Here is a 24511-nt window from a genome sequence, read left to right as displayed (position 1 = left end):
ATATATATTTTTTAAATAAATTTTATATATTTCTTCCAGTAAAGAATCCTTCGTAAGTTTCAGCGATTTTCTCCCAAGTTTTCTTATCAACTACTCCAGTTTGAGGTAGTGCAAAATTCTTTTGAAGGATTAAAACATTTTCCTTAGTAGCTTTATCAAATAAATTATCTGTATCTAAAATCCTTATCTTAAATCCATTTTTAGAAAGTACGTTCATATACTCTTTCAAAACTGAAACAAATGCGTTATCGTCTCCAAGCTTTAAATCTTCTCCCGGGAAAGGCAGAAGTATACTTGATGTATTTATATTTCTACCTGAATCTAAGTTTAAATAAACTAAAACTATATTTCTCCAAGTATTTATATCTACCCTTCCAGTTTTATTTAAACCGAAAACTTCTTGAAATTTTAAAACTACGTTTTGAGTTCTTCCTTCGTAGATTCCATCAACATTTATCTCTGGAATCTCTTTATACTTTTCTGATATTTTTAAAAGCATAGTTTGAAGCCTTCTAACGTCTCTATTAGAAATTCCTTTTCTTAAAACATATCCTGGATAATTAGTTAAATCCTCTACTGAATAAACTCTATCTAAATTAAAATAAACATCATAAACACTTTTAAAAAGTTTAGAGTCTATTTTTTCATCTTTAGGTAATTTAAATTCTTTTATAAATTCTAAAATAGTTTCTTTTGTGTCTTTATCATAAATTCCGTTTATAGGGTTAATCTTTAGTCCGTACGCGTCAGAAACTTCTCTTAAATAATACTGAAATTCTTTAACTTTACTACTAGCTTCTCCAAACTCTATAGGAGTTTTTGGAGGTACTCCGTTAAAGTCAGCATATTTTAAATCGTCGATATATATAGAACTTACTGGCTCTTGATCTAATTCTCCTAATTTAGTAACTGCTGTATAGATTGCAGATAATTTATACCAAGTAGCCCTTCCTACTATCCCATCAACAACTAAATTAAAAACTCTTTGGAAAGTCTTAACGGAATTCTCAGTTTGCCTTCCAAAAATCCCATCTACAGGATTAACCTTTGGAATTGCAGGGTAGTTTCTAGAAACTCTGTTTAATTGCTGCTGAATAATAGTTACGTTAGAATTTCTGCTTCCAACTCTTAAAGCTGACCCAGGGTAAGATTCTACAAGCCCCGCTATAACAGGAGTTCTTTTTAAAATCTTATCAGTTCCATAATAATACTGTAAAATCTCTAAAGCTTTTTTTCCTTGTTTAGCTAAATCAACAGTTCCCCACTGAGATAACCCCTTGCACTTAGAAGTAGTTCCGTTGCAGTACTGAGTAAAATAAGGAGCTACACTATTAACTAAAGAAAAATATTCATTAAAGATACCATCTACTATTTTACTTATGTTTTCAAAAACATTACCACCTCTTACGTAATATTGATCGTAAGCTGTAGAATTAGTTATTTGAAAAGAATATCCTTTATTTCTATACCATTCTGTATATACTCTATTTAAAGCAAAAGTGATTTGAGCGTAGATATTAGCCCTTAAAGATTCTTCAGGCCAAGTTGCATAAATCTCGTGAGAAGCAACGTTTTTAATATAATCAATAAACCTAACAGTAACGTTTTGCGCTGAAGAAGTCGGAGTTCCTAGATGAACTGTTATATATTCTGGGATGTATACCTCCCTTAAAACAAAGGGTTGAAATAAAGTCCCTGTCTTTTGGTCCCTATTTATATTTAATAAAAGCTGGTTTGGAGGGATAACTATCCTGTTTTCAGAAGGGTTAAAAAAGGGCTGAGCTTCCCCCTCTTCTTTTTCGTTTAAAGAAAGATACTGAATAGAAGTAGGTCCGTCAAAAACGCTAACTCCCTCTACAGTTACCCTTTCATACCCTGAAGCCTCAACTGAAATATCATATCTAGCGTAGGGGATTATATCTTTTGGAAGAGGTTCTAAAGACTCTGATTCATCAGGGGTAGAAACAGGGATAACTCCGCTTTTTCCGCTTTGGTCTACGCTTTGCTCGCTCTCATAAACTACTTCTTTAGTAGTAGAATCTGAGATTTTAACTTTCGCACTAGTAACAGGCAATGCATCTTGCGCTGTAGATAACTGTATTAATATATTTCCTTTTCCCATTCTTTACTCCAATTTTATTGTTCCTTTAACAATATATTAATTTAGGAAATCATTTGATACTAAATAAAACTCACGAAAATTACTTCGTGAGTTTTTTATAAATTAATTATTAAAATAATCAGATATGACTTTTGCTGAATTTGATATTACGATATAGTATAACTAACCTCTTCTTTTTGTTTTTCTGAAACTTCTTCCTTTTTATCAGAACAACTAATAACTGAAAATATAATAACAAATAATAACGCTATTAAACTTAATGTTTTTAGACTTTTTAACTTACTCATAACCCTTAATATCTCCTATAATTTCTTTCAAATATATCTAAAAATTAAATTTCAGAAAATCATTATATCACTTTTCTAATCAATAATTCTAGTACTTTTAGGACATACTATAAATAAAGAGGTGATTATTTATGAAAGATACTGATAAAGCCTATATAGCGGGACTTATTGACGGTGAAGGAAGCATAATGCTTCAAAGAATTCATAGGTCAACATACCCTTCTCCTGTAGTTTCAGTTACTTCAACTACAATAGAAATATTACACTATTTAAAAGGTATAATAGGACACGGAACTATAACTAAAAAAACTAATTATAACCCTGAAAAACATAAGGATTGTTATACATATATTTTAACTTACGATAAAGCAATCGATTTACTTAAAGATATTTATCCTTATTTGATTATAAAAATAAAGAAAGAAAGGGCTAAACTTATTATTGATGAATATAAGTCTGTTACCCTTAGAAATGGTCGCTATTCAAAAGAACAATTAGCTCTTAAATTAGATTTTTATAATAGATTTATGAGTATTAAATAATACATATTTCTATCTAAACTCTTTTATATATTAATCAAACATTTATTAAAAATGCTCTAGCTTTAGTTAAATATTCCCTATTTAATACTGTAAGTTTTGTAAATTATATTTTCTCACTATAAGTATTACTATTGTTAATAGCATATACATTCATATATCTCGAATTTGAATATCTAAAAGTCTATTATCATTATTAATTAATAATATCACTATTTAATCCAAACTCAAGATCATTCCGAACTATATTTTCTATATCTATATTAATATACTTATTATCGCCACTTTTGCTTCTAATACTAGCATCACACAGGTAATATATTCTTCCCCAAAACAATGCTTTTTCCCTACTAATTGAGTTCATTTTTTTATTATAACATTCTAGTTTACTCAAATAATAACTATACACTTTCTTATAATTATTACACTCATTCTCATCAAACATTAAGTTATATACATTTTCACTGATTAAATCATTACTTGATTCTTTTCCCTGCAACATAAAAAATTCATTTTCTATATCATATATATCCTTACCTGTTCCACGAATATAATCTTAAAAAAACCAGTCTTCTCGTGTAGAATCTTTTTTTATGTCAATTTTATATTCTTTGCTTTTATTTTTTTTGTCATTAATAAAAAGTTCTACTTTCATGTTAATACTATCTAAACTTTTATACTGATTAGTTTCATAATTTTCATCCATTCCAACAATATTAAATGGAAAATACGGTAAATTAATTTCACATCCTGGATCAATATCTGTGAAAGTTCGCTCTAAAGTTCCATATCCTCCATGACCATATAAATGATCTATCATATTATATTCATATTCTTGATCTATAAAAAAAATATCTGAAAGTTTAACTTTAACTGTTATTTTATCAATAGTTTTGTCCCCATAATTCACTAATGTGATATGCCACTGCCCAGGTTGCGTTATCTCATAGTCTATATGTCCATCATTATCCTGGACTAAGTATAAAGGATCATTTCCATTTTCTTCTTCCCAGAGAGCATAATGTGGAGTTTTAAAATTTATCTCTAATTTTGGTTCTTTTATTGTATATATTATACCAACTGAGCTTACTATTAATGTAATTATAGTAAAAAATACTCCTATAAACGTAATACTATTCATAGAATCAACTAATTTTGATTCTATAGTGGTAACAATACTATTCTTCTTCTTATTATTAAGAACTATGCTACCTACTATAAATATAATAGCAAGTATCCCTAAAACCATTATAATATTTAATGTAAATTTCATGTCTTTCCCCCTATAATGTATATCTTCATCTCCTTAACGTTATTTATTTATGTTTAATTTATTCCTTCTTCTGCCATCATAATTACTTTATCATTAAATACCCTTGCTTTAAATCCTGATAAAACATATTATTCAATATATTTTTATTTCCTTATTACTTTATAAATTGCCATTTGTTTCATCTCTCCAACACCTATCAGCTATAGTAACCTGTCTCTTATTCTTCTCTATAGCAGCAAAATAAATGATTAATCTTTTAATTTATTGTTTTAATACGAACTTTATTTAATACATATATCACTTATACCAAATTTATCTAATCTATATTTTTTATACACAGTTTCATACATGGTAACTATTCCACCATCAACTTTTGAATTTTTTAAAATTCCATAGGTGTAACTAATAACTGTATCAACTGCTTTATCTAATTTTTTATTGTCAACTTGATACAATGTAACAGCAAGTGCTTTTAAGGCTTCTTCTGCACCGTAAACTTCCTCCATTTTTTCTGTAGCCTCATACATCTTCGTTGAATTCTCAAGTTCTGGTATGTAACTAACCAAAAATTGCATACATCTTGACATTCCAGAAGCTCTTATATCACTACTAATTGTTCCATCTATAACTATTTCATTTACTGTTAATAATTCAAAACAATCTTCACATAATGCTATCACTTCATTTAAGTCTAATGTCTTTTTATTTGATGTTAAATAAGCTATTTTTAATCTCTTACCTACTTCACCACATATACTACAAGCAAAATTTTGCCTACTCATTGCTAAAAACCTTAATTGTGGATCAATATTTTGTTGTTTATTAATCCCCCTAATTTCATCTAACTTTAACACAACAACTTTTGGTATTAAGATCATATTATCCTCTTCGTTAGCAGATAATAAATCCTGGTGCATTAATCTCCTTAAAATACTTCTAACATCAATTATTCCTGTAAATTCCATTATTTCTGCTACCATTGGAGAATCAAAATATATAACAAAATATTCACACCCTAATTTACGTATCTCTCCTTTTTCATTTGCTAATTCAATTAGTTTGATTAGCATATTATTCTCTAATCTACAGCATCCTCTTATTACTTGTTTTAACACATCAAATTCTTTAACTATATCCTTATTCCATTTATTTTCCTTTTCCCAATTATTAATCTGTACAAAACTTTCTTGCTTATTAATTATCTCAACATTTTTAAATTTAGTATCTTCTATTCGTTTTTCTTTTAATACTTCTTTTATAATTTTATCTTCACTGGCTTTTATATCAATCATCATAGCAGCTCTTTTTTGCCATTGTTTGTATTCCTTGATAACCAATTCATACTTTTTATTTTGATAATCACATTGTGAACATTTAATTTTATATTGAAATTTTTCTAAAGCATATAAAATTTTTAATTCATTTTGGCATTTAGGGCACTTCGTATCTTCTAACTCATTTTTTATTCCTTCAATCTCACTTATAAATTGTTCTTCTTTTTTTCTTTTTTCTTCTATTAAATTTAACTTTTCTGTTTCTGTTAATAAATCAGACATTCTTAAATTAGCTTTACAATGAATACAAATATATTCAACTTTCTCATTTAACAAACTTATCTGGAATTTAGTTTCTAAACATTCTGGGCAAGCCTTTTCTACTTCATTTATTATTGGATTAATCAACAAATCCCTTATTCTATTGATTTGGATATTATATTTCTTTGAAATTTTCTCCATATCTATTTTATCTAAATAAATTTCATTTAAGAAACAAATATACTTTTCACAAGGATAAGCTTTTATAATATTCGAGAAACTAATATTATTAGGTATATCTAACTCATCTTTAATATTTTTTATTCCATATAAAGGTTCCTCCCAGAACATTTCTGAAAATAGTCTTAAATTATCATCACCATTTTTTATTATGTAATTACTAAAATTCTCATTTTGCAGTATTTCTTTTCTATATTCATTAAAGTATTCATTAATATCTAATTCCTTAAAGTATTCATAACTATTCATATTTGAAATTACCTCCTATAAATTTACCATACATATATTTTACCATTTATGTAATAATACAACAATTAATCTATTTATTTAAAACTAGTGCTTTATTTTTAAATATTATTTATAAAAAAACCCACGATATCTCTATCGTGGATTATATGGTGGAGAAGAGGCGTGACTGTTATTACCATCTACATTATTCAAAGAAAAAAATATGGATTTCTTGAAATATCACTGTTAAACATTTTCTGTAATGCTAACTCGTCTGATATTTAATTATTTTTTTGCAACTAAAAATTTGTTATAATCTAATATTTTATTCAACATCCTTGATATTATATTTCTCTCATTTACTTATATCAATATCTTAAAAACCATATTTATTTTCTCTCTGTTTGAAAGCTTCCTTTCCACCTTCTAATATTTCGCAGACATGTTCTTTTATCCCTATATTGTAAAGAATACCTTCTTCAACTTTTTTTCTAAAACTAAATTCTAATGGACCCGATACATATTCAAACCTATATTTTTTATTTCCTTTGCCGTCTTTTCCTGATTGATTAGCAACAATAATTTCATCTGAATCAGCCAATACTGTTAAATTTGGATTATGTGTTACCATAATTATCTGTCTATCCTTCTTCTTATTTAAAATAAAATTCTTTAATTCATCAGAAATAGTTCTATTATCCAAATTATCCTCAGGTTGATCTATTAATATGGGATACTTTTCAGAACTTAAATGTATTAACAATTTAAGTACTATTAAACCTTGCTTCCCTGGTGACATAACATCAAACTCATCATCATTTTCTAAAATATCGATGGTTAAATCTAAATAATCTTTCACTAAAATATTGATTAAATCTAGATACCCCTTCCCATTTTTATATTTATAATTACCTTCACAAGTGATAGCATTCATCATTGTTTTAGTAACAAATTCCTTATAATTTTCTATATTTAGATTAGTGTCTAGTAATCCTTTTACCTCTACTGAAGTTTTATTTAATACACTTCCTAAATCTTCTTTTAAAATTTCATCTTTTAATTGTAATTCAAATTTAAGAATTAAATTAGACTCCTGTGAAATATATTTGAATTTATCTTGTGTAAGTATACCTATTAATTTTTTATATTCATTTTTTCTAGTAGAAATAAGAGCTTTTACTTCTTCTATTGTTTTTAGTAAATTACTAGCTTTAGATGTTAATAATCTTTCTATTTCTTTTATTTTTTCTTTCTTATTTTTTTCTGTCTCTAAGCTTTTACTAAGCCTTTCTATTTCACTCTTATTTTTAATTTTAATTTCATATTTACTAATATCCTTTTTTAATTTATTGTTACCTTCTACTAATTTAGACAACTCATCCCTCAATAGGGATTCTTTTAAGCTTAACTTAGCTATCTTTTCATAAACAAATATTTTCAGATTACTTATATCACAAAATGCTTCTGTAAATATATTTTCGAAATCATTTCCTAAAATATTTTTTGATGAATTTAATCTATTTTTAAACTCATCTCTTATATTTCTTTCAATAGTTTCTAAATAATTCTTATACTTATGTAACTCTGGTATTATAGTATTTATTCTTGAAATATTAATACTAATTTGACTAGTTATTCTATTATATTCACGTATCTCTTCTATAGACATTTTAGAATCATTAACTAGAGCACCTATAGCTTTGTCAAGTTTAAAGATTTCTTTTTTTATCCCTTCACTATCTCCTATATTAATTTTCTCATTACTTTTACTCTTATACTCTTCTAATACTTTTTCTATTTGATAAACCTTATTGTTTATATCCAAGTTTATTTCATTTAAAGATAACTTTAATTGATCATAAGCTTCCTTTACTTCAACATTTTCCATTAATACTTAGACAACAATATCTTTCAAACTATTATCTTTTTTTTCTGCAAGTTTATTGACAAACATTTGACTAATATATTTTACTTTTCTATTTGGACTTTTGTTAATATTACTTAATTTTGATACTTCGCCATCCTTCCAATAAACCTCAAAATCATAGTTATATTTTACTTGTAAAGTTTGATAGTGCCCAAAATTTTCATCTACCCCATTAATGGTCCTTGCAATATGACTCAGCAATAGTGATTTACCTGATGACTTCCCACCTATTATAGTGTTTAAATCTTCATTAAAAACTATATCTTCATTCATAAATACATTATTGCTATCAATAAACTTAACTTTATCTATTACTTGATAATCAGCTTTTATATTAGGTGTATCTTCTTGTATTGCAACTCTATTTTCTGGTTCAAAAATTATCTGTTTTAAACCCTCAAAATTATTCATTCCTTTAATCCAAGTATATCTGTTTGTATTACCCCTAGATGGATGTAATAATGATTCTATTTCATGTGAATCAGAACCCCATACACAAGGTTTTAATCTTTTAAACAATTTCCTTATCTCGTCTTCACTTGTACTTGAATCCTTACCTAATAAGAAATTAATGTCTTTTTCCCTAGATGAAAAACAAATATCAGCTGAATATAACAATTGTCTTTTTACATTTCCAGATCTTGCCTCATCCCACGATAATTCAGACAATGCACCATATCCATTAAAAGCTACTACAGTTAACATACTATTTTCTCTTAAATCCTCATTTTCTTTATACCTAGCCTTAAAAGTTTCTATTGTTTTTATTAAACTATCTTTAGTAGCTGTTACTATAGAAATAGCTTTGTTAATATATTGGGTATCATTCACTAAATCTAATGTATCTAAATTATCATCATATGGTTGTCTATTGATTATTGAATACCCGATTTTAATCAATGTTTGTCTATCAGCTTTTAAATTATCATAACCACCATAACTAATTTTAAGTTGATTTAAAAAACCATTTTCTATATTTTCTGCACTTAATCTTTGATTAAAAAATATATGTACATTTATAGATTTTTCCCTTTGCGTAAAATTATCAATTCTTAACTCTAATCCTGGTAAAACAGCTAGACTTCTTTTCTCATTAACATATAATTTGTATGCCTCACTATCATTTTCCCTACTACAGTAACTTATTACTTTTTTATATCCATCTAAAGTAAAATAATCATTTATTATAATAACATCAGTTTTATGTTCTATTGCTTTAGCTTTCAATGACTTAATATATTCATCAAAATCTGGAAAATTATTTTCATAAGATATAGGTGTATGCACATGGCAATCCCATTTCATCCATCTTGAACCTCTATTAATTTCTTTATTATACATATAACATCACCATCCCCTTTATAGTGACTATATTTTACCATAATATATGTTATCTGTGATATATTTAATATTCACTGATTATAAATTTGTACGATCATATTCTAAACCTAGTACTCTTATATTTAATTAAACAATTATCCTTTATGTAAAAAAAAATCCACGATATATCTATCGTGGATTATATGGTGGAGGCGAGGGGTCGTGTGCACCCTTAATTTCTTATACAGTATAGATTTACTATACTTAGGAACTGACTATATCTTAATCCAAAAGTTCTTTTGGATCCTTGGCGTGTTATAGAAGCTTAATATAGTTTACATCTTCTATCCTAGTATTCCGTAGATTAAAATCTTTAGGAACCTATAAGTCGATACGAGGCTGTTAGATTTCTCTACATACCTCTCGGTATTGCCATCAGCATAAGTTAAACTTATCTGTTAAGGTTTCACCGATAAAGCCAAGTTTTCATTCAAGTGTTACCACTTGACGCGACTCTGTCTTACGAATCGAACCCCTGTCCGAAAGTAGATCCGTCTAGCTTTCTACGAGCGTAGTCTGTAAATTTAAGGTTCGCTTTTGGTGACACTTACAGACAAGCGTACCAATCACTAGCTTCATAGATACCCCTCTAGCTCAAAGCTTTGCTAGACTTCGTTTCCCACTTCAATGACACCAGCTACCCTAAACGTGGGGATCCAGGACTGATGAGTAGCTTAAATTAAGCTGCTAATGCAAAATTGTCTTCTGCGTTTATATTTATTGCATACTTTATTATCGAGGCACCATGCTTCCCTCGGCTCGCTTACCAAACCTCACTTACCCCCGTCGAAGCCAAAACGCCCCCATGTTTGTAAATTTGATTTGCAAACGCAATATTCAATTTTATGTTTTAATTATATAGCAGTACTTATCTACTGTCAAATCAATAAAATTTCCAAAAAAGCCTTATTTTTTAAAAGAATAAGGCTTTTAGATTTAAATTTATCTTAGAAAGAATTTTTCAGGCCACAAAAACCAATCTGGCAAGTCATAAAATCCGCCTTCGTAAAAAACACAAATAATTCCATAAATAATAAATACTATAGAGAAAGTCCAAAACGCAATCCATAAATACTTCATATACTTGCATTCTTTATACTTTTCTTTAAATATCTTATAAACTTGCTCCTTATTTTTAGAAGTTAGATTTATAGAAACCCTTCCTTGATAGAAGAAATAAGTCATAAAATCCGTAACTGTTCTAATCATATTATACTTATCTTTTTTAACGTAAAATTCAATATTATCTTTGTTAGGTTTTAAAGTTACCCTATTTATATCTTTATCTTCTACTATATATTCTCTCATTATCTTATTATAATATACTACTTCGTAGATAAGCATCTTTCTATCTGTAACAAAACAATGGTATCTAGAACCTACATCCATAAAAGCCATAGGAACAAACATATACTCAGCTGAATCAAAGGCCCTTAAATAATTTCTTCCGTCAATATTCCCTGTAAATTCAGATAAAATCACTTCCCCTAAATCTAATTCTTCGTAAACTCTCTCCTTAACTTTATTTATGTTTTCACCTTTAATTATATCAATTAACTTTCTCTTTTTAGATTTAATTCCTTCAAAAAAGCTATACCCTATATCTTCAAAGTTTTCTATTTCTTCATCATCATATTCTTCATACACTAAATCATCTATATTTAAATCAAAACAATTACTCATAATATCCCTCCATCATTTCCTTAAGTCTAATTTTCCCTCTAGATATTCTGGTATAAACAGTTCCCTTTGAAATATTTAAAACACTCGCTATATAATCTATATCCCTATCTTCTAAATATCTCATCTTAAAAATTTCTGAGTCTGGATAAGATAAGCTTTCTATAGCTTTTTTAAGCTCTCTCTTTTCCTCTTCTTTCATAACAGCCTCTTCAACATTTTCTTTATCTTTAGTTACTTCGCTGTTTATATCTGATTCATTATTCTTTTTTCTAAGATAATCTAATGCCCTATATTTACATATAGAGATAAGCCAATTTCTAAGTTTCCCCTTCCTTGATTCAAACATTTCTATCTTAAACCAAAATGTAACTAGCACGTCATTAAAGCACTCATCAACATATTCATTCATCCCATTTGGCAAGAGAACTGAAGCTATCACCCCGTAGCAAAGCTTTCCATACTCATTTACTAGAATATCTAAACCTTTGCTATCTCCCTCCTTAATAAGATTGATAAGTTCACTATCTATCATAGTCTTTCCCCCTATTGTCTTTTTCCTTATATACGTATTATCTAATATGTTTCTTACACTAATTTTAAAATTTATAATTTTTTTCTAAAAATAAAAAGAAACTCTTCTATATTAAAGAAAAGTTTCTTTTTATTATTTATTCTTAAATTATGATTAATTTAATTTTATATGTTCAGGATTTCTTTTTCTAAAGATATCATATATAGGTTTGTTTACAAGAACTGCTATAACAATTCCTACAAGTACAAAGAATATTCTCATAGGTATAGATACAGATGCATCAAATAATATCATAGCTGCCGCAAGACCATTTATAGTTACAAAAATCATTTGGAATTTGTATGGTTTTATAAATGTATAAATATATCCTATAACTAATAGCGCTAAAGAATCTAAAGACTTTGGTATAATAAAGTTAAATAATATTAAAAATATTATAGCACCTACAACAGTTCCAAATATTCTTTCCCCTATTCTCTTTTTAGTTTCATGATATTCTGGCTGAGTTAAAGAAAATACAGTAGAAGTTATCCACATTCCTTTTGTAAAATCAAATATTGTTCCAACAAACATTGCAATAGTTATTCCTAATGCCATTCTAAAAGCAAAATTTACTTGAAGTGTATCCTTGTCAACATTTTTAAACATATCCTTTATTTTTCTATGATCTTTCTTTTCATCAGATTTATGTGTGAAATAATAAATTAAAGCAATTAAAATACCGCCTATAAATAAGCTAGCTATTCTAATTGGTAATTCAGCTTCTGTTACAGGACTTCCTTGCATTAATATGTAACATAATAAAAATGGTAAGTACAATTTCTTTTCCATATGTATTGAAAAGACGTATGTTATAAAAAATACCAATACAAAATTAATAGGTAATCCTAAAATCGGGTGGTATTTAATAAAGAATGATATTATTCCCATTGATGCAAATGTACCTACTATTCCTAAAATAGCATCCTTAAATGCTAAATTTGTACTCATAGAGCTAAACATAAGTATTCCTGTTATCACCATTACTCCTATCAAAGTATTACTTTCTCCGAAATAATGAGAAAAAATTTGAACGAATATAATTATTCCAACAAGAAGTATTATTTTTCCAATTATATCTTTTAAAGTTATTTTATCTTCTGACATTTTTAATCTCCTTCTTAACTTGTTTCATATAATTATACTACTAAAAAACTAATATCCTAAAATTTTAACAAAAACTTCTTGATTGAAATAAATTATACAAATAAAAGAAACCTTTCTAATTTAAAGAAAAGTTTCTTTTTAAAATCTATATAATTTTATTTATTAATTTATAGCTACTCTTTTCATAGACGTAGTTATTATTTTAAATAATACAATTCCACCGACTAAATTAATTACAGTTGCAGGAATTACTACTGCAAAAAATAATGCACTAAAACTAGCTGGAAGTCCTGAAATTACGCTAGCTGAACCTAAGAAAGTTATTCCGCTAACTAAAGTTCCTATAGGAAAAAGAATAAATGCTTCTATAGTTCTTCTCTTTTCTTCTGCCATATTCTTTAAAACTTTAAACTTATTTATACACATCATTATAAAAAACATAACATTAACTGTTACTAACTTGTCGATAACGTTTGGAACTTGTCCTCCCGGAAACTTCGTAGTCATAGCTGTAAAGATTCCTGTTATAATAGCTGAAACTAAGCAAGTTTTGTAATTATCTCTATTTAAAATCATTATTATAAATAACATTGCAAGTGCAAAATCAGGTTGCATAGGTAGTCCTAGTGCTGGCGTTAACTGATGAAGTATTGCACCTATCCCTAATAATAAAGCTGTAATTATCATATTTTTTGTATTTTTATCTCTCATTTTTATTTCTCCTCTTTCTTTTTTATTATTTTGGTTTTTCCAGTCTGTAATATCTTCATTTCACTCCATCACTATCACCACCTTTCCTTTTTTAAGTAAATAAAAAACTCCGTCCTATTATAATAAATAGGACGGAGATACTATCCGCGTTGCCACCTAAATTGTGTTCATATGTAGAAATAAACACCACTCAATTTCAAGTACTAACATACTCTATCTGCTATAAGGTGCAGCCCACCATAAATACTACTTTAAAAATTTCGCTTTATTCCTCAAAGGCCCATTCACTAATTCCCTTCTCCTTTGGATCTCACCACCCCAAAGTCTCTTTGCTGAAGCTAAAAAAGTTACTCTTCCTAATCAACGGATTATCTATAATTCAATTCTTATAGTATTATAATATCATATTTCTAAAAATATGCTACTATTTTTTTAAAATTATTTATATATTAGAAAATCTAGTTATACTTAAAACAGCCTCGTAATACATAGTTACATAATCTAAATCCTTATCTTCTCTCATAGAATTTTCTATATCTTTAACTAAAGGAACATTATCAGTAATTATATTATCAACCCCTAAGAATATCATCTTTTCTGTAGATTCTTCGCTGTTTATAGTAAATACGTGCACCCCTTTATTTAAAGCATGAAGAGCATAAATAGTTTGAGGCGTAGCTAGAGTACTCTCTATACTAAAGAAGTCTACGTTAAGTTTTTCAAAATCTCCAATCGCAGCTAAAACTATATATCCTGTTTGAAGAGCTGGCTCTAAACTCTCTACTTTCATAAGAGAATCAAAGTCTATAGATGTTATTACAACATCATTTTTCATATCGTATTTATTAATTAAATTTAATACTAAAGGAACTAGATTATCATCTTTTCCCATAGGCTTAAGTTCAATATTTAATTTGATTTTTCCTTTTGAATACTTTAAAACATCTTCAAGTTTTGGAATTCTTTCATTTTTGTATTCCTTACTAAAATAAGAACCTGCATCTATTTTAGATATTTCTTCGTAAGTTAAATCTTTTATCTTTTTACTACTTACAGCTATTCTTTTTAAGTTGTTATCATGAAATAAAACGACTTAGTTATCTTTAGTTGTTTGAACGTCTATCTCAGCATAATCAGCGCCCTGCTCTACTGCCTTTTTTATAGAAGACATAGAGTTTTCAGGTGCAGCTTTACTTGCTCCTCTGTGCGCTGTGATCATTATATCTTTATTAAATACCCTTTTAGAAATTACATTGTACCCATTTATAGAAACCATAACTATAAACAAGACTATAGTTAATAATATAGCGAGCTTTCTAAACTTATTTAATCCCTTATAAATCTTATTATCTTTATAATCATATTCATCTTTTAAATCTCTTTCTCTAGTGTCTTCACTTCTTAAAGCATAGTAGAGTTCTACTAAATAAGAAACAAAGAGAGGTGTAGATATAAGTGAGAAAAATATAAACATCAAATAAAAAATAACAGTCATTACACTTAAGAAAATCATACTATAAACGCTTCTATTTCCAAGGAACTCTCCAACAGTAGCCCCAGTAAAGATTACTCCTCCTGTAGCTATAGTACCAATTAAAAATATAACTATTATCCAAATTATAAATCCTCTAAAAAGCTTCCACTTATTTTTTTTATAGATTAAATAACTCTTTTTAATAGCGGCTCTTCCTTTTATTTTTTCAACTAAAAGGATCGGTATCGCTAAGCACCACCTAAAAAGTAAAATAACTAAAATAGCTATCCCTATAAAAAGTAATGCCTTCCCGCCTAAAGTCTTTTTAAGTTCTATAGTTATAAAAGGCGGAATTGTAAAGTTTCTAATTAAAGAACTGCAAAGCCCAATCCCAGTTAAAGGCCCTATAACTCCAGTTATTAAAACTAAAGGAATCATCCCTCTATCCATAGTATCTTTTAGCATAGAAAAGCTATTAAAAGCCCCATCTAAAAGTCTAACCTTTTCTCCATTATGAGATTTCACTCCAATATAGGTAAGAGCTCCAATTTCAAAAAATATCATACAAAAGGAAATAACAACTACAACCCCGATACAAATAATACCTCTAATGCTTAATGCAAAATCAATAAATTGACTATTTGAAATTGAAGTAAATCCAGAACTCTTCATAAAATATTTTATAATAACGTAATTTATAGGCCAGAGAATAAATAAAGCTAAAAGCCTATAAAACATTTCAAAAACTAAAGTTTCTTTTAGATTGAACTTAAAGTTTAAGAAAGTTTTTTTGATTAAATTTATAACTTCTAATTTTTCTTTTTCAACCTTGTTATTCAAAGAGTTTTACCTCCTTTCATCATTAAATATGTCTATATTAATATTATCATATTTAAGTTAGATAAATATTACAAAAATAAAGGAATTCCCCTTACTACTTAATTAATCTTAAGTAAAATCAAAAAAGGCACCTTCTTTTAAGAAGATGCCATAATTATTAAGCTTTTTTTGAATTTTTAAATTCTAAGAAACATCCAACTCCAATTACGATAGTTGCAACTATCATAATGTATAGTCCAGCTCCTGATGGGTTTATGCTTTGCCCAAATATAGTAACATTTTTGCTCATCATAAATCCAATACTAAAGATTATGTTTAATATTCCTAGTATTATGTTTATAATATTATTTCTTTTCTTATTGCTAAATAATGTTATTATAGGATATAACATCGGTATTAATAATAAATACCCATCTTGTTGAAATCCGTTAGCACTGATAAATCCCATATTTACCCAAGGTAAAAATAATGATATAATTCCTAGCGCAAAACCTACTAGATATATTTTTTCCTCTAGTGTTTTGTTTTTTATAAAGTTGTTTTCTTGCATATTATGCCCTCCATTTCGTCCCTTAGAGATTATAGCACAAGATTTTTATTTTACCAAATTATTCACTTTTATCCATAAAACTAAAGCTGTTATTTTAATTTTATTTATAAAAGAAAAAACCAGTTTATTTCTAAACTGGCCTTCCCTTAAAACTTAATTTTCAACGTACTTTTTGATTTTATGTGAATTTTTTTGAAGTTGATTATTTTGAGTATAAAGAACCTGCAATTAGTTCTTCATCTTTTTCTAGTTCTTTTTCTAGTCTTGGGTTTATTGCTTTTACGAACATATTTAAGAAATTAATTAGTATAAAGAATACTACGTAAGTTGCTATAAATATTTCGACATCACCCATTAATTTAAATATATATGATAGGTCCATTGAACCTAAACTAGCACAGTAGGCTGAAAGCTTATATGCAGCTAAAGTTGCTATCGCAAGGGGGAATGTAAATGCTGCATATGTTGGCTTAAAGCCTTCTTTAAATAGTTTTAGGATATATCCATAAACTACTATTAAAAGAACTAACCCTGTTATAACTAGCCAAGCAAGCATTAAATTGCTTGGATTTTTCTCAATAGTCAGTATTCCAACAACTCCAAGAGGAGCTGGTGAGCAAATTATTCCTACTGTAGGTAAACTGTGATCATCTAAAATCTCACTTTTAAATACAATATATAAGACTACTGGTAGTAAAACAGTATAGAATATAAATCCAAACATCAACATAAAGTGTGCTATAGCTGGAATTTGTGGAATAACCCCATCCATCCCTTTACTAGCAACTGCTCCTGTGATCATCCCTGTATAAACTATAAAACAAGTAGGCATTACGTTTGTGAAATTTCTTTCTTTAATTCTTATTATTGTATAAAAAACTACTATTCCATAATGATAAACTACTGCTAAAATCCAAGCATAACTACATATAACAGGAAATTTAGGATAAAAGTAACCAGATACTAGCCAAACAACCATGCCAATTGTAGGATAAAATGTACCTGTTACAGGATTTTTTATTTCATTAATTACGACTTTGGGAAATCTAATCATTCTAATAAACATTAATGCAAGCATGCAACAAGCTATTGTTATTGCTACAGGCTTTAAATAATTTATCCCTTTTATTTGCCATGAATTGCTTAAAGTAATGAATGCCAAGCAAGTTCCACTAATTCCAATTGGCATCCTTTCTAATTTGTCTAAGTATCGTTTCATACCTTCACCTCAACTCTGTTTCGTTCTTATGTGCTAAGTATATTCCCTTTATCTTGATAAGTAAAATATATCTATATTATATAAGTGATAGGTTTTTACTTATGAGTTAGTGTTTCCAATGCTTTAAACTTAAATTAAACTAAATTTCCTTACGAAATGTTGTATTATTTTGTTGTTAATTATTTATTATTTCTAAACAACACCCTCCTATAACATTCCAGTAGTTCTAGTAAAAGGTTCATTTTTTTTATTTTCTTATAATTTTTAATACCATTTACTAACATTTTATTATTTTAATTTAAATATTACAAAAGCAATTAATATAATGAACAACATTTAAATATAACATTTCCCTAGCCTTTATCACTCTTATAACATTTAACTTATATCTTCTACAAATTAAACGTATACATATAAATTTTTAGAAATACTAAATTATTAAAGTTATGTATTAATTAAAAGTTTTAACCCCTAATCTCCTAATTTATTTATTCACTTACCCCTAGCCCTAAGAATTTAATTCTAATTATACATATATTTTACAATATGTTCATAATTTATACAATCCTTTACACTTAGAATTTCTATAAACTCAAAAAGGATATTACACTTAACCCGTGTAATATCCTAAAAAAATATAAATATATTAATCAGCCTTCGCTAGCCAAATAGCTGCTACGACTATCAAAAGTGCCCCAAATATTTGGAAAACTGTTAAAGTTTCTCCGTAGAATATGAAACCAAATAAACTTCCTAAAACAGGCTCTAAAGCAACTAACACACTTGCAAGTCCTGATTCAATGTAATCAGTAGCCTTAACGTATGCTATATTTGCTATAAATGTACTTAATACACCTATCGCTAAGATATTTATTACTATCATAGAAGGTGAAACGCTTGTACTTAGCGTATTTGATAATCCTTTAAAGTCAGTAAATAATGCTAAAACTATAGTACTTGCTATAAATCCGTATATAAGCATACTGTCTTTAGTGTATGTCCCTTCAAAGAAACGTGGAATAACTATTTGAAGTGCAAAGATTATACCTGTTAATAATCCTGCAAATATTCCTACAAAATCTAAATCAGCAATATTAGTTCCTAAAAGGTTAGCTATAAGAATTGAACCTATTATTGCAAGTGCAATAATAAATGCCTTTTTCTTTGATATCTTCTCTTTAAAGAATATTGCATTAAAAATTGTTACCCAAATAGGGTTTGTGAACATTAAAACTGTAGCTACAGCTATTGGAACTCTCTCTACAGCTATATTAAATGTTGTAAATGATAGTCCAAAGGCAACAATACCGTATAATGAACTAATTATAATTCCTTTTAAATTAATATTAAAAGCTGCTCTATTAAAGATAGCTAAAAATATTGAAAATCCTACAGCTGCAATTAAGCATCTGAAAAATGAAATACTTGTTGGAGTGACCCCTGCATTCGTTAAGTATCTACTGCTCACTCCCATAATAGCCCAAAAGAATGTTGCCATTACTACTAGCGAGATACCTATTTTTTTGTTGTTCATTAATTATCTTCCTCTCATCTTTTGATTGTTTTTCGTGACACCAATCTATTCTACTACATTTCTGATAACATTTACAAGGTAAATTATTACTCTAAATCTAGTAAATAGGTTTTTGCCTATATAATTAAAACAAGCTAGAATGGGAATACTCTCATAATCTAGCCTGTAATTTAATATCTATTTCTGTTTTTTAATTCTCTTTCAACATCTCTTTTATGTGCTTTTTCTAAAAGAGAATCTCTCTTATCGTAATTCTTTTTACCTTTACATATACCTAAAGCAACTTTAACTCTTCCACCTTTAAGATATAACTTTAAAGGTACTAAAGTAAGTCCTTCTCTAGATACAAGCCCTGCAAGCCTTCCGATTTCCTGCTTGTGAAGAAGTAATTTTCTATCTCTTAAAGGATCTACATTAAATATGTTTCCCTGTTCGTAAGGACTAATATGCATCCCTCTAATAAATATTTCTCCGTTTCTAACTTCAGCATAACAATCTTTAAGGTTTGCTCTACCTTCTCTTATAGATTTAACTTCAGTTCCTACTAAAACTAAGCCAGCTTCAATAGCTTCTTCTACGAAATAATCGTGTCTTGCTTTTCTATTTTCAGCTAAAGAATTAACATCTTTTTTTCTTGCCATTTTTTTCACCTACTTTACAGCACTAAATCTTTTTCATTACTAATATCTAAAATTATAATATAGTTTTTAGCTTTTAGCAATTAAGGTTCATTTAATAAAAAGTAAAATCAAAAGGATGTTAGATTAAATAATCTAACACCCTAAGATTTTATACTTCTTCTATCTCTTCTTCTTTTTCTAGTTCCTTTTTGATTGTAGCTTTAACTTCTGAACCTATACTTTCTATAAGTTCTTTAGCTTCTTCCTCTTCTTTTTCTTCTTCGTCTAGAGGTTTTACTAAATCAAAGTAAACTTCTCTGTTTGCAATATCAACTCTACTACAAACAACTTTAACTTCGTCACCTAATCTGTAGATGTTTTTAGTTCTTTCTCCGATTAATGATAGATGAGTTTCATCGTAGATGTAGTAATCATCATCTAAAGCTGTGATATGAACTAAGCCTTCTATAGTGTTTGGTAACTCAACAAACATACCAAAAGATGTAACAGAAGATATTATTCCTTCGAACTCTTCTCCTATTCTCTCTTGCATGTATTCAGCTTTCTTTAAATCATCAACTTCTCTTTCAGCGTCTTGTGCTGCTCTTTCTGTTTCAGAAGATTGTCTTGAAGAATACTCAACAGCTGCTTTAAGAGCTTTTTCTCTTTCTGGATCTATTTTACCGTTAAGGTGTTCTTTTATAATTCTGTGTATTTGAAGGTCTGGGTATCTTCTTATAGGAGAAGTAAAGTGGCAGTAATATTTAGCCGCTAACCCGAAGTGACCTACGCATTCTGGAGAATACTTAGCTTGCATCATTGATCTTAAAAGTAATGTGCTAACTACAGTTTCTTCTTTTTTACCTTTTACTTTTTCAAGTACATCTTGAAGAATTTTAGGTCTTGTTTCTTGAGGCCATCTTATAGCGTAGCCTAAGTTGTAGACGAATTCTTTAAATCTATCTAGCTTTTCATCGTCTGGGTCTTCGTGAATTCTATACACAAAAGGAAGATCAGTCCAGAACATATACTCAGCTATAGTTTCATTACAAACAAGCATAAATTCTTCTATTATTTTGTTTGCAATAGCTCTTTCGTAAGGTTTTATATCTATAGGTTTACCTTGAGGGTTTAATATGATTTTTGATTCTTCAAAATCAAAATCTATAGCTCCTCTACCCATTCTTTTACCTCTAAGGATTTTTGCAAGTTCTTCCATAGCTAAGAAATCATCATAAAGATAATCGTATTTTTTAATTAATTCTTCGTCTTTATCTCTTAAAATCTTAGTTACGTCCGTATAAGTCATTCTCTCGTTAGTTCTAATAATACTCTCATGTATCTCGTGGTCTAAAACTTTACCTTTATCGTTTATAGTCATAAAACAAGTTAAAGTTAATCTATCTACTTGAGGGTTTAAAGAACAGATACCGTTTGATAACTGTTTAGGTAACATCGGAATAACTCTATCTATAAGGTAAACTGATGTACCTCTTTTTAAAGCTTCTTTGTCTAGAGGGTTTTTCTCACGAACGTAGTGAGATACGTCTGCTATATGAACCCCTAATCTATAATTACCGTCCTCTAATCTTTCTATAGAAACAGCGTCATCTAAATCTTTAGCGTCTTCACCATCTATAGTAACCATTCTAAGGTCTCTAAGGTCAGTTCTTCTTTTATATTCTTTTTTATCTATTTCTTCAGATATATTATCTGCAAAATTTAATACCTTCGCTGGGAACTCCTCTGGAAGTCCGTGCTTTTTGATAATTGTAAGTATATCAAGTCCAGCTTCGCCTTTTTTACCTAAGATTTCAATAACCTTAGCTTCAGGGCTTCTTCTTCTTTCAGGCCATTTAGTTATCTCGATTATAACTACATCACCATCTTCAGCGTTTAGAGAGTCTCTTTTAGGAACAAATATGTCTTGGTTTATTCTCATATCTTCTGCAACTACAAAACCGAAGTTTTTGCTACTTTCGAAAACTCCTATCATTGTTTTGTTAGCTCTATCTACTACGTCTACTATCTCACCTTCACGCTTTTTACCTTTTCTATCTTCTCTAGTTATTTGTGCAATTACTTTGTCTCCGTTCATGGCACTATTCATACTAGATATAGGGATAAATAAGTCTGCTTCACCTTCAGCGTCTGGAATAACGAATCCAAACCCTTTGCTATGTGCTTGTAATTTACCTCTAACTAATCCAAGTCTTTCTGGAACAGCGTATTTTTCTTTTGCTGTTTTAACTATAAGACCTTCTTTTATCATAGTTTTTAATACTTTTTTAAATGCTCTATATTCATCTGCTCTAATATCGAAAACCGCTGCCAAACCTTGTATATCCATAGGTTTGTAAGCTTCTTCACGCATGAATTCTAGTAACGTTTGCTTTATTCCCATTAATTTTCCTCCGTATATTATCTATATTACTTATTATATGCTAACCATATTTTTCTTATATTATTCTTCCTTACCTATATACTATCACATTTCTATATATTTCTATCTATTTTTCTTTTATTTTCTAATAATATTATCTTTATTACTATAAACTTAACTAATCATTTAAATTTTTACTCACTTTAAAATAATAGTCCTCCAATTTTAACTATAAGTGGTGCAAATACTAGAGATACTATTGTCATAAGCTTAATTAAAATATTCATAGATGGACCTGATGTATCCTTAAAAGGATCTCCTACAGTATCTCCAACTACAGCTGCTTTATGAGAATCACTTCCCTTTCCTCCAAGATTTCCGCCTTCAATATATTTTTTAGCGTTATCCCAAGCACCCCCTGCGTTTGCCATCATTATAGCCATCATAACTCCAGTAACAACCCCACCTGCTATAAGCCCAGCTAAAGCTTCTGCCCCAAGCACTATTCCTACAGCTAAAGGAGCTAACACTGCTATAATTCCTGGAATTATCATTTCATGAAGAGCAGCCCTAGTTGAAATTTCAACGCATTTTGAGTAGTCTGGCTTTTCAGTCCCTTCTAATATACCAGGTTTTTCTTTAAATTGTCTTCTAACTTCAGAAACCATATTAACAGCAGCCTTTCCTACAGATTGCATAGTTAATGCTGCAAACAAAAATGGTAACATTCCCCCTATAAGAACCCCAACTAAAGTTAAAGGGTCTAAAAGGTTTATAGATTCCAAATTAACAGCTTGAGTATATGATGCAAATAAAGCTAAAGCTGTTAAAGCTGCAGACCCTATAGCAAAGCCTTTTCCTATTGCAGCTGTTGTGTTTCCTACAGAGTCAAGCTTATCTGTAATTTCACGAACAGATTCGTCAAGTTCACTCATCTCAGCTATTCCGCCAGCGTTATCTGCAATTGGTCCATAAGCATCAACTGCAACAGTTAAAGCAGTAGTCGAAAGCATTCCTACAGCTGCTATAGATATACTATAAAGTCCTAAAATCGCATCTCCACCTACAGTGAAATAAGAAATAAGTATTCCAACTATTATTAAAATAATAGGAAGCACAGTAGATTTCATCCCTACTGCAAGCCCTGAAATAATATTAGTAGCCGCCCCAGTTTGAGACTCATTAGCTATTTCTTTTACAGATTTATAATCAGAAGATGTATAAACTTCTGTAATTTTCCCAATAGCTAAACCTACAACTACACCTACAACTACAGGAACAAATAAATTTAAATCTCCAAATAAATATATACAAGCTAAAGCACCTATTGCTAAAGAAATAACCCCAGCTATAGTTGTACCTCTATTTAAAGCCTTTTGAGGGTTATCCCCTTTGTAAGTTTTAACCCCTATTATTCCTATAAGCGATGCAACAATCCCAGCTGCTGCAAGAATCATAGGATAAATAGCACTTCCCTTTCCAATACTAGAAATCAAAACAGATCCAAGTGTTATAGCTGAAATAACAGATCCAACATAAGATTCAAAAAGGTCTGCTCCCATTCCGCAAACATCCCCAACATTATCACCTACATTATCAGCTATAACAGCTGGATTTCTAGGGTCATCTTCAGGAATTCCAGCTTCAACTTTACCTACTAAATCCGCTCCAACATCAGCAGCTTTAGTATAGATTCCGCCACCTACCCTTGCAAAAAGTGCTATAGATGATGCTCCAAGCCCAAACCCAGTAATATAACTAGCCTCTAAATTAAAAACTATACACATTATAGATAGTCCTGCAAGTCCAAGCCCTACAACGCAAAGCCCCATAACGGCTCCACCTGAAAAAGCGATATCTAATGCTTCCTTTATTCCCTTTTTAGCTGCATTTGCTGTCCTAACATTTGATTTAACAGCAATCTTCATCCCAATAAAGCCTGCAAGCATCGAGAAAATCGCCCCAAAACAAAACGCTAAAGCTGTTTGATAATTTAAAAATACTAAAATCATCGTAAATACTATTACTATAAATACTAATAAATACGAGTATTCTTTTTTAATAAATGCCATAGCTCCCTCTTCTATGTGGGTCGCTATTTCCACCATTTTTTCATCGCCAGGATCTTTCTTTAAAATATCTTTAGACATAAAAAATAACACTATTAATGCACTGATACCACAGACAAGGGGTATAATTAAAAGCTCCATTTTACTCACCTCTCATAATTATTTTTTTCTCTACATTTAAAATTATGATTTTAGATAAGTTTTATGCTAAATTTACCT

Annotated in this window: 17 protein-coding genes, 1 other RNA gene, 1 pseudogene and 1 other annotated feature; of the genes and pseudogenes, 1 reads left to right on the top strand and 18 read right to left on the bottom strand. The window is 28.9% G+C overall.

From position 1 onward, the window contains the following. Positions 1–22 precede the first annotated feature (22 nt). Together M4I33_RS03795 and M4I33_RS03790 are read right to left on the bottom strand one after the other, a co-directional pair. Entirely contained in the window at positions 23–2122 is a 2100-nt protein-coding gene (locus tag M4I33_RS03795) for a peptidoglycan-binding protein (RefSeq protein WP_257915549.1), read from the bottom strand. A gap of 146 nt (positions 2123–2268) precedes the next feature. Then, entirely contained in the window at positions 2269–2409 is a 141-nt protein-coding gene (locus M4I33_RS03790) for a hypothetical protein (protein ID WP_257915548.1), read from the bottom strand. A gap of 131 nt (positions 2410–2540) precedes the next feature. Here M4I33_RS03790 and M4I33_RS03785 point away from each other — a divergent pair, with 131 nt between their 5' ends. Then, on the top strand, positions 2541–2951 hold the full coding sequence (locus M4I33_RS03785; protein WP_257915547.1) for an LAGLIDADG family homing endonuclease: 411 nt from the start codon (positions 2541–2543) through the stop codon (positions 2949–2951). A gap of 553 nt (positions 2952–3504) precedes the next feature. Here M4I33_RS03785 and M4I33_RS03780 read toward each other — a convergent pair. The 16 genes and pseudogenes from M4I33_RS03780 to M4I33_RS03705 all read right to left on the bottom strand — a co-directional run bounded on the left by M4I33_RS03780 (position 3505) and on the right by M4I33_RS03705 (position 24433). After that, positions 3505–4221: a hypothetical protein gene (locus M4I33_RS03780; protein WP_257915546.1), complete on the bottom strand. Its 717-nt coding sequence runs from the start codon at positions 4219–4221 to the stop codon at positions 3505–3507. A gap of 281 nt (positions 4222–4502) precedes the next feature. Beyond that, positions 4503–6245 carry a hypothetical protein gene (locus tag M4I33_RS03775; protein ID WP_257915545.1) on the bottom strand — a complete coding sequence of 581 codons (1743 nt, stop codon included), beginning with the start codon at positions 6243–6245 and terminating at the stop codon, positions 4503–4505. Between the two features lie 355 nt (positions 6246–6600). Continuing rightward, positions 6601–8112, bottom strand: coding sequence for a hypothetical protein (locus M4I33_RS03770; protein ID WP_257915544.1), 1512 nt, complete (start codon positions 8110–8112; stop codon positions 6601–6603). A 6-nt stretch (positions 8113–8118) separates the two neighbouring features. Continuing rightward, entirely contained in the window at positions 8119–9492 is a 1374-nt protein-coding gene (locus M4I33_RS03765) for a hypothetical protein (protein ID WP_257915542.1), read from the bottom strand. A gap of 500 nt (positions 9493–9992) precedes the next feature. Continuing rightward, positions 9993–10328: a transfer-messenger RNA gene (gene ssrA, locus M4I33_RS03760) on the bottom strand. A 145-nt stretch (positions 10329–10473) separates the two neighbouring features. Beyond that, positions 10474–11214: a hypothetical protein gene (locus M4I33_RS03755; protein ID WP_257915541.1), complete on the bottom strand. Its 741-nt coding sequence runs from the start codon at positions 11212–11214 to the stop codon at positions 10474–10476. Continuing rightward, positions 11207–11746 (bottom strand): sigma-70 family RNA polymerase sigma factor, encoded by a 540-nt coding sequence (locus tag M4I33_RS03750; protein ID WP_257915540.1) that lies wholly within the window; start codon positions 11744–11746, stop codon positions 11207–11209. Before M4I33_RS03750 ends, M4I33_RS03755 begins: the two co-directional genes overlap by 8 nt. A 153-nt stretch (positions 11747–11899) precedes the next feature. Then, complete coding sequence (locus M4I33_RS03745) at positions 11900–12892, bottom strand: FUSC family protein (RefSeq protein ID WP_257915539.1); 993 nt, start codon at positions 12890–12892, stop codon at positions 11900–11902. Positions 12893–13054: 162 nt separating this feature from the next. Then, positions 13055–13603 (bottom strand): tryptophan transporter, encoded by a 549-nt coding sequence (locus tag M4I33_RS03740; protein WP_257915538.1) that lies wholly within the window; start codon positions 13601–13603, stop codon positions 13055–13057. A 124-nt stretch (positions 13604–13727) separates the two neighbouring features. Beyond that, positions 13728–13976 (bottom strand) — a binding site (T-box leader). Positions 13977–14045: 69 nt separating this feature from the next. Beyond that, a pseudogene (locus M4I33_RS03735) lies at positions 14046–15917 on the bottom strand (glycerophosphodiester phosphodiesterase family protein). Positions 15918–16074: 157 nt separating this feature from the next. Further along, positions 16075–16467 (bottom strand): hypothetical protein, encoded by a 393-nt coding sequence (locus M4I33_RS03730; protein ID WP_257915537.1) that lies wholly within the window; start codon positions 16465–16467, stop codon positions 16075–16077. Positions 16468–16669: 202 nt separating this feature from the next. Then, a complete protein-coding gene (locus M4I33_RS03725; protein ID WP_257915536.1) occupies positions 16670–17686 on the bottom strand; it encodes a TDT family transporter in 1017 nt (338 codons plus the stop codon). 646 nt (positions 17687–18332) lie between these two features. Then, a complete protein-coding gene (locus tag M4I33_RS03720; protein WP_257915535.1) occupies positions 18333–19220 on the bottom strand; it encodes a DMT family transporter in 888 nt (295 codons plus the stop codon). 170 nt (positions 19221–19390) lie between these two features. Next, entirely contained in the window at positions 19391–19861 is a 471-nt protein-coding gene (gene smpB, locus M4I33_RS03715) for an SsrA-binding protein SmpB (protein ID WP_257915534.1), read from the bottom strand. A 148-nt stretch (positions 19862–20009) separates the two neighbouring features. After that, positions 20010–22244 carry a ribonuclease R gene (gene rnr / locus M4I33_RS03710; RefSeq protein WP_257915532.1) on the bottom strand — a complete coding sequence of 745 codons (2235 nt, stop codon included), beginning with the start codon at positions 22242–22244 and terminating at the stop codon, positions 20010–20012. Positions 22245–22426: 182 nt separating this feature from the next. Beyond that, the gene (locus M4I33_RS03705; protein ID WP_257915531.1) at positions 22427–24433 is read right to left on the bottom strand and encodes a sodium-translocating pyrophosphatase; all 2007 of its coding nucleotides are present in this window, start codon (positions 24431–24433) and stop codon (positions 22427–22429) included. Positions 24434–24511 lie beyond the last annotated feature (78 nt).

It is taken from the genome of Clostridium sp. LY3-2 (assembly GCF_024705715.1).
Taxonomy (GTDB): Bacteria; Bacillota; Clostridia; order Clostridiales; family Clostridiaceae; genus Clostridium.
Note: the sequence above shows the minus strand (reverse complement) of the source record. Positions and strands in the feature narration are given on the sequence as shown.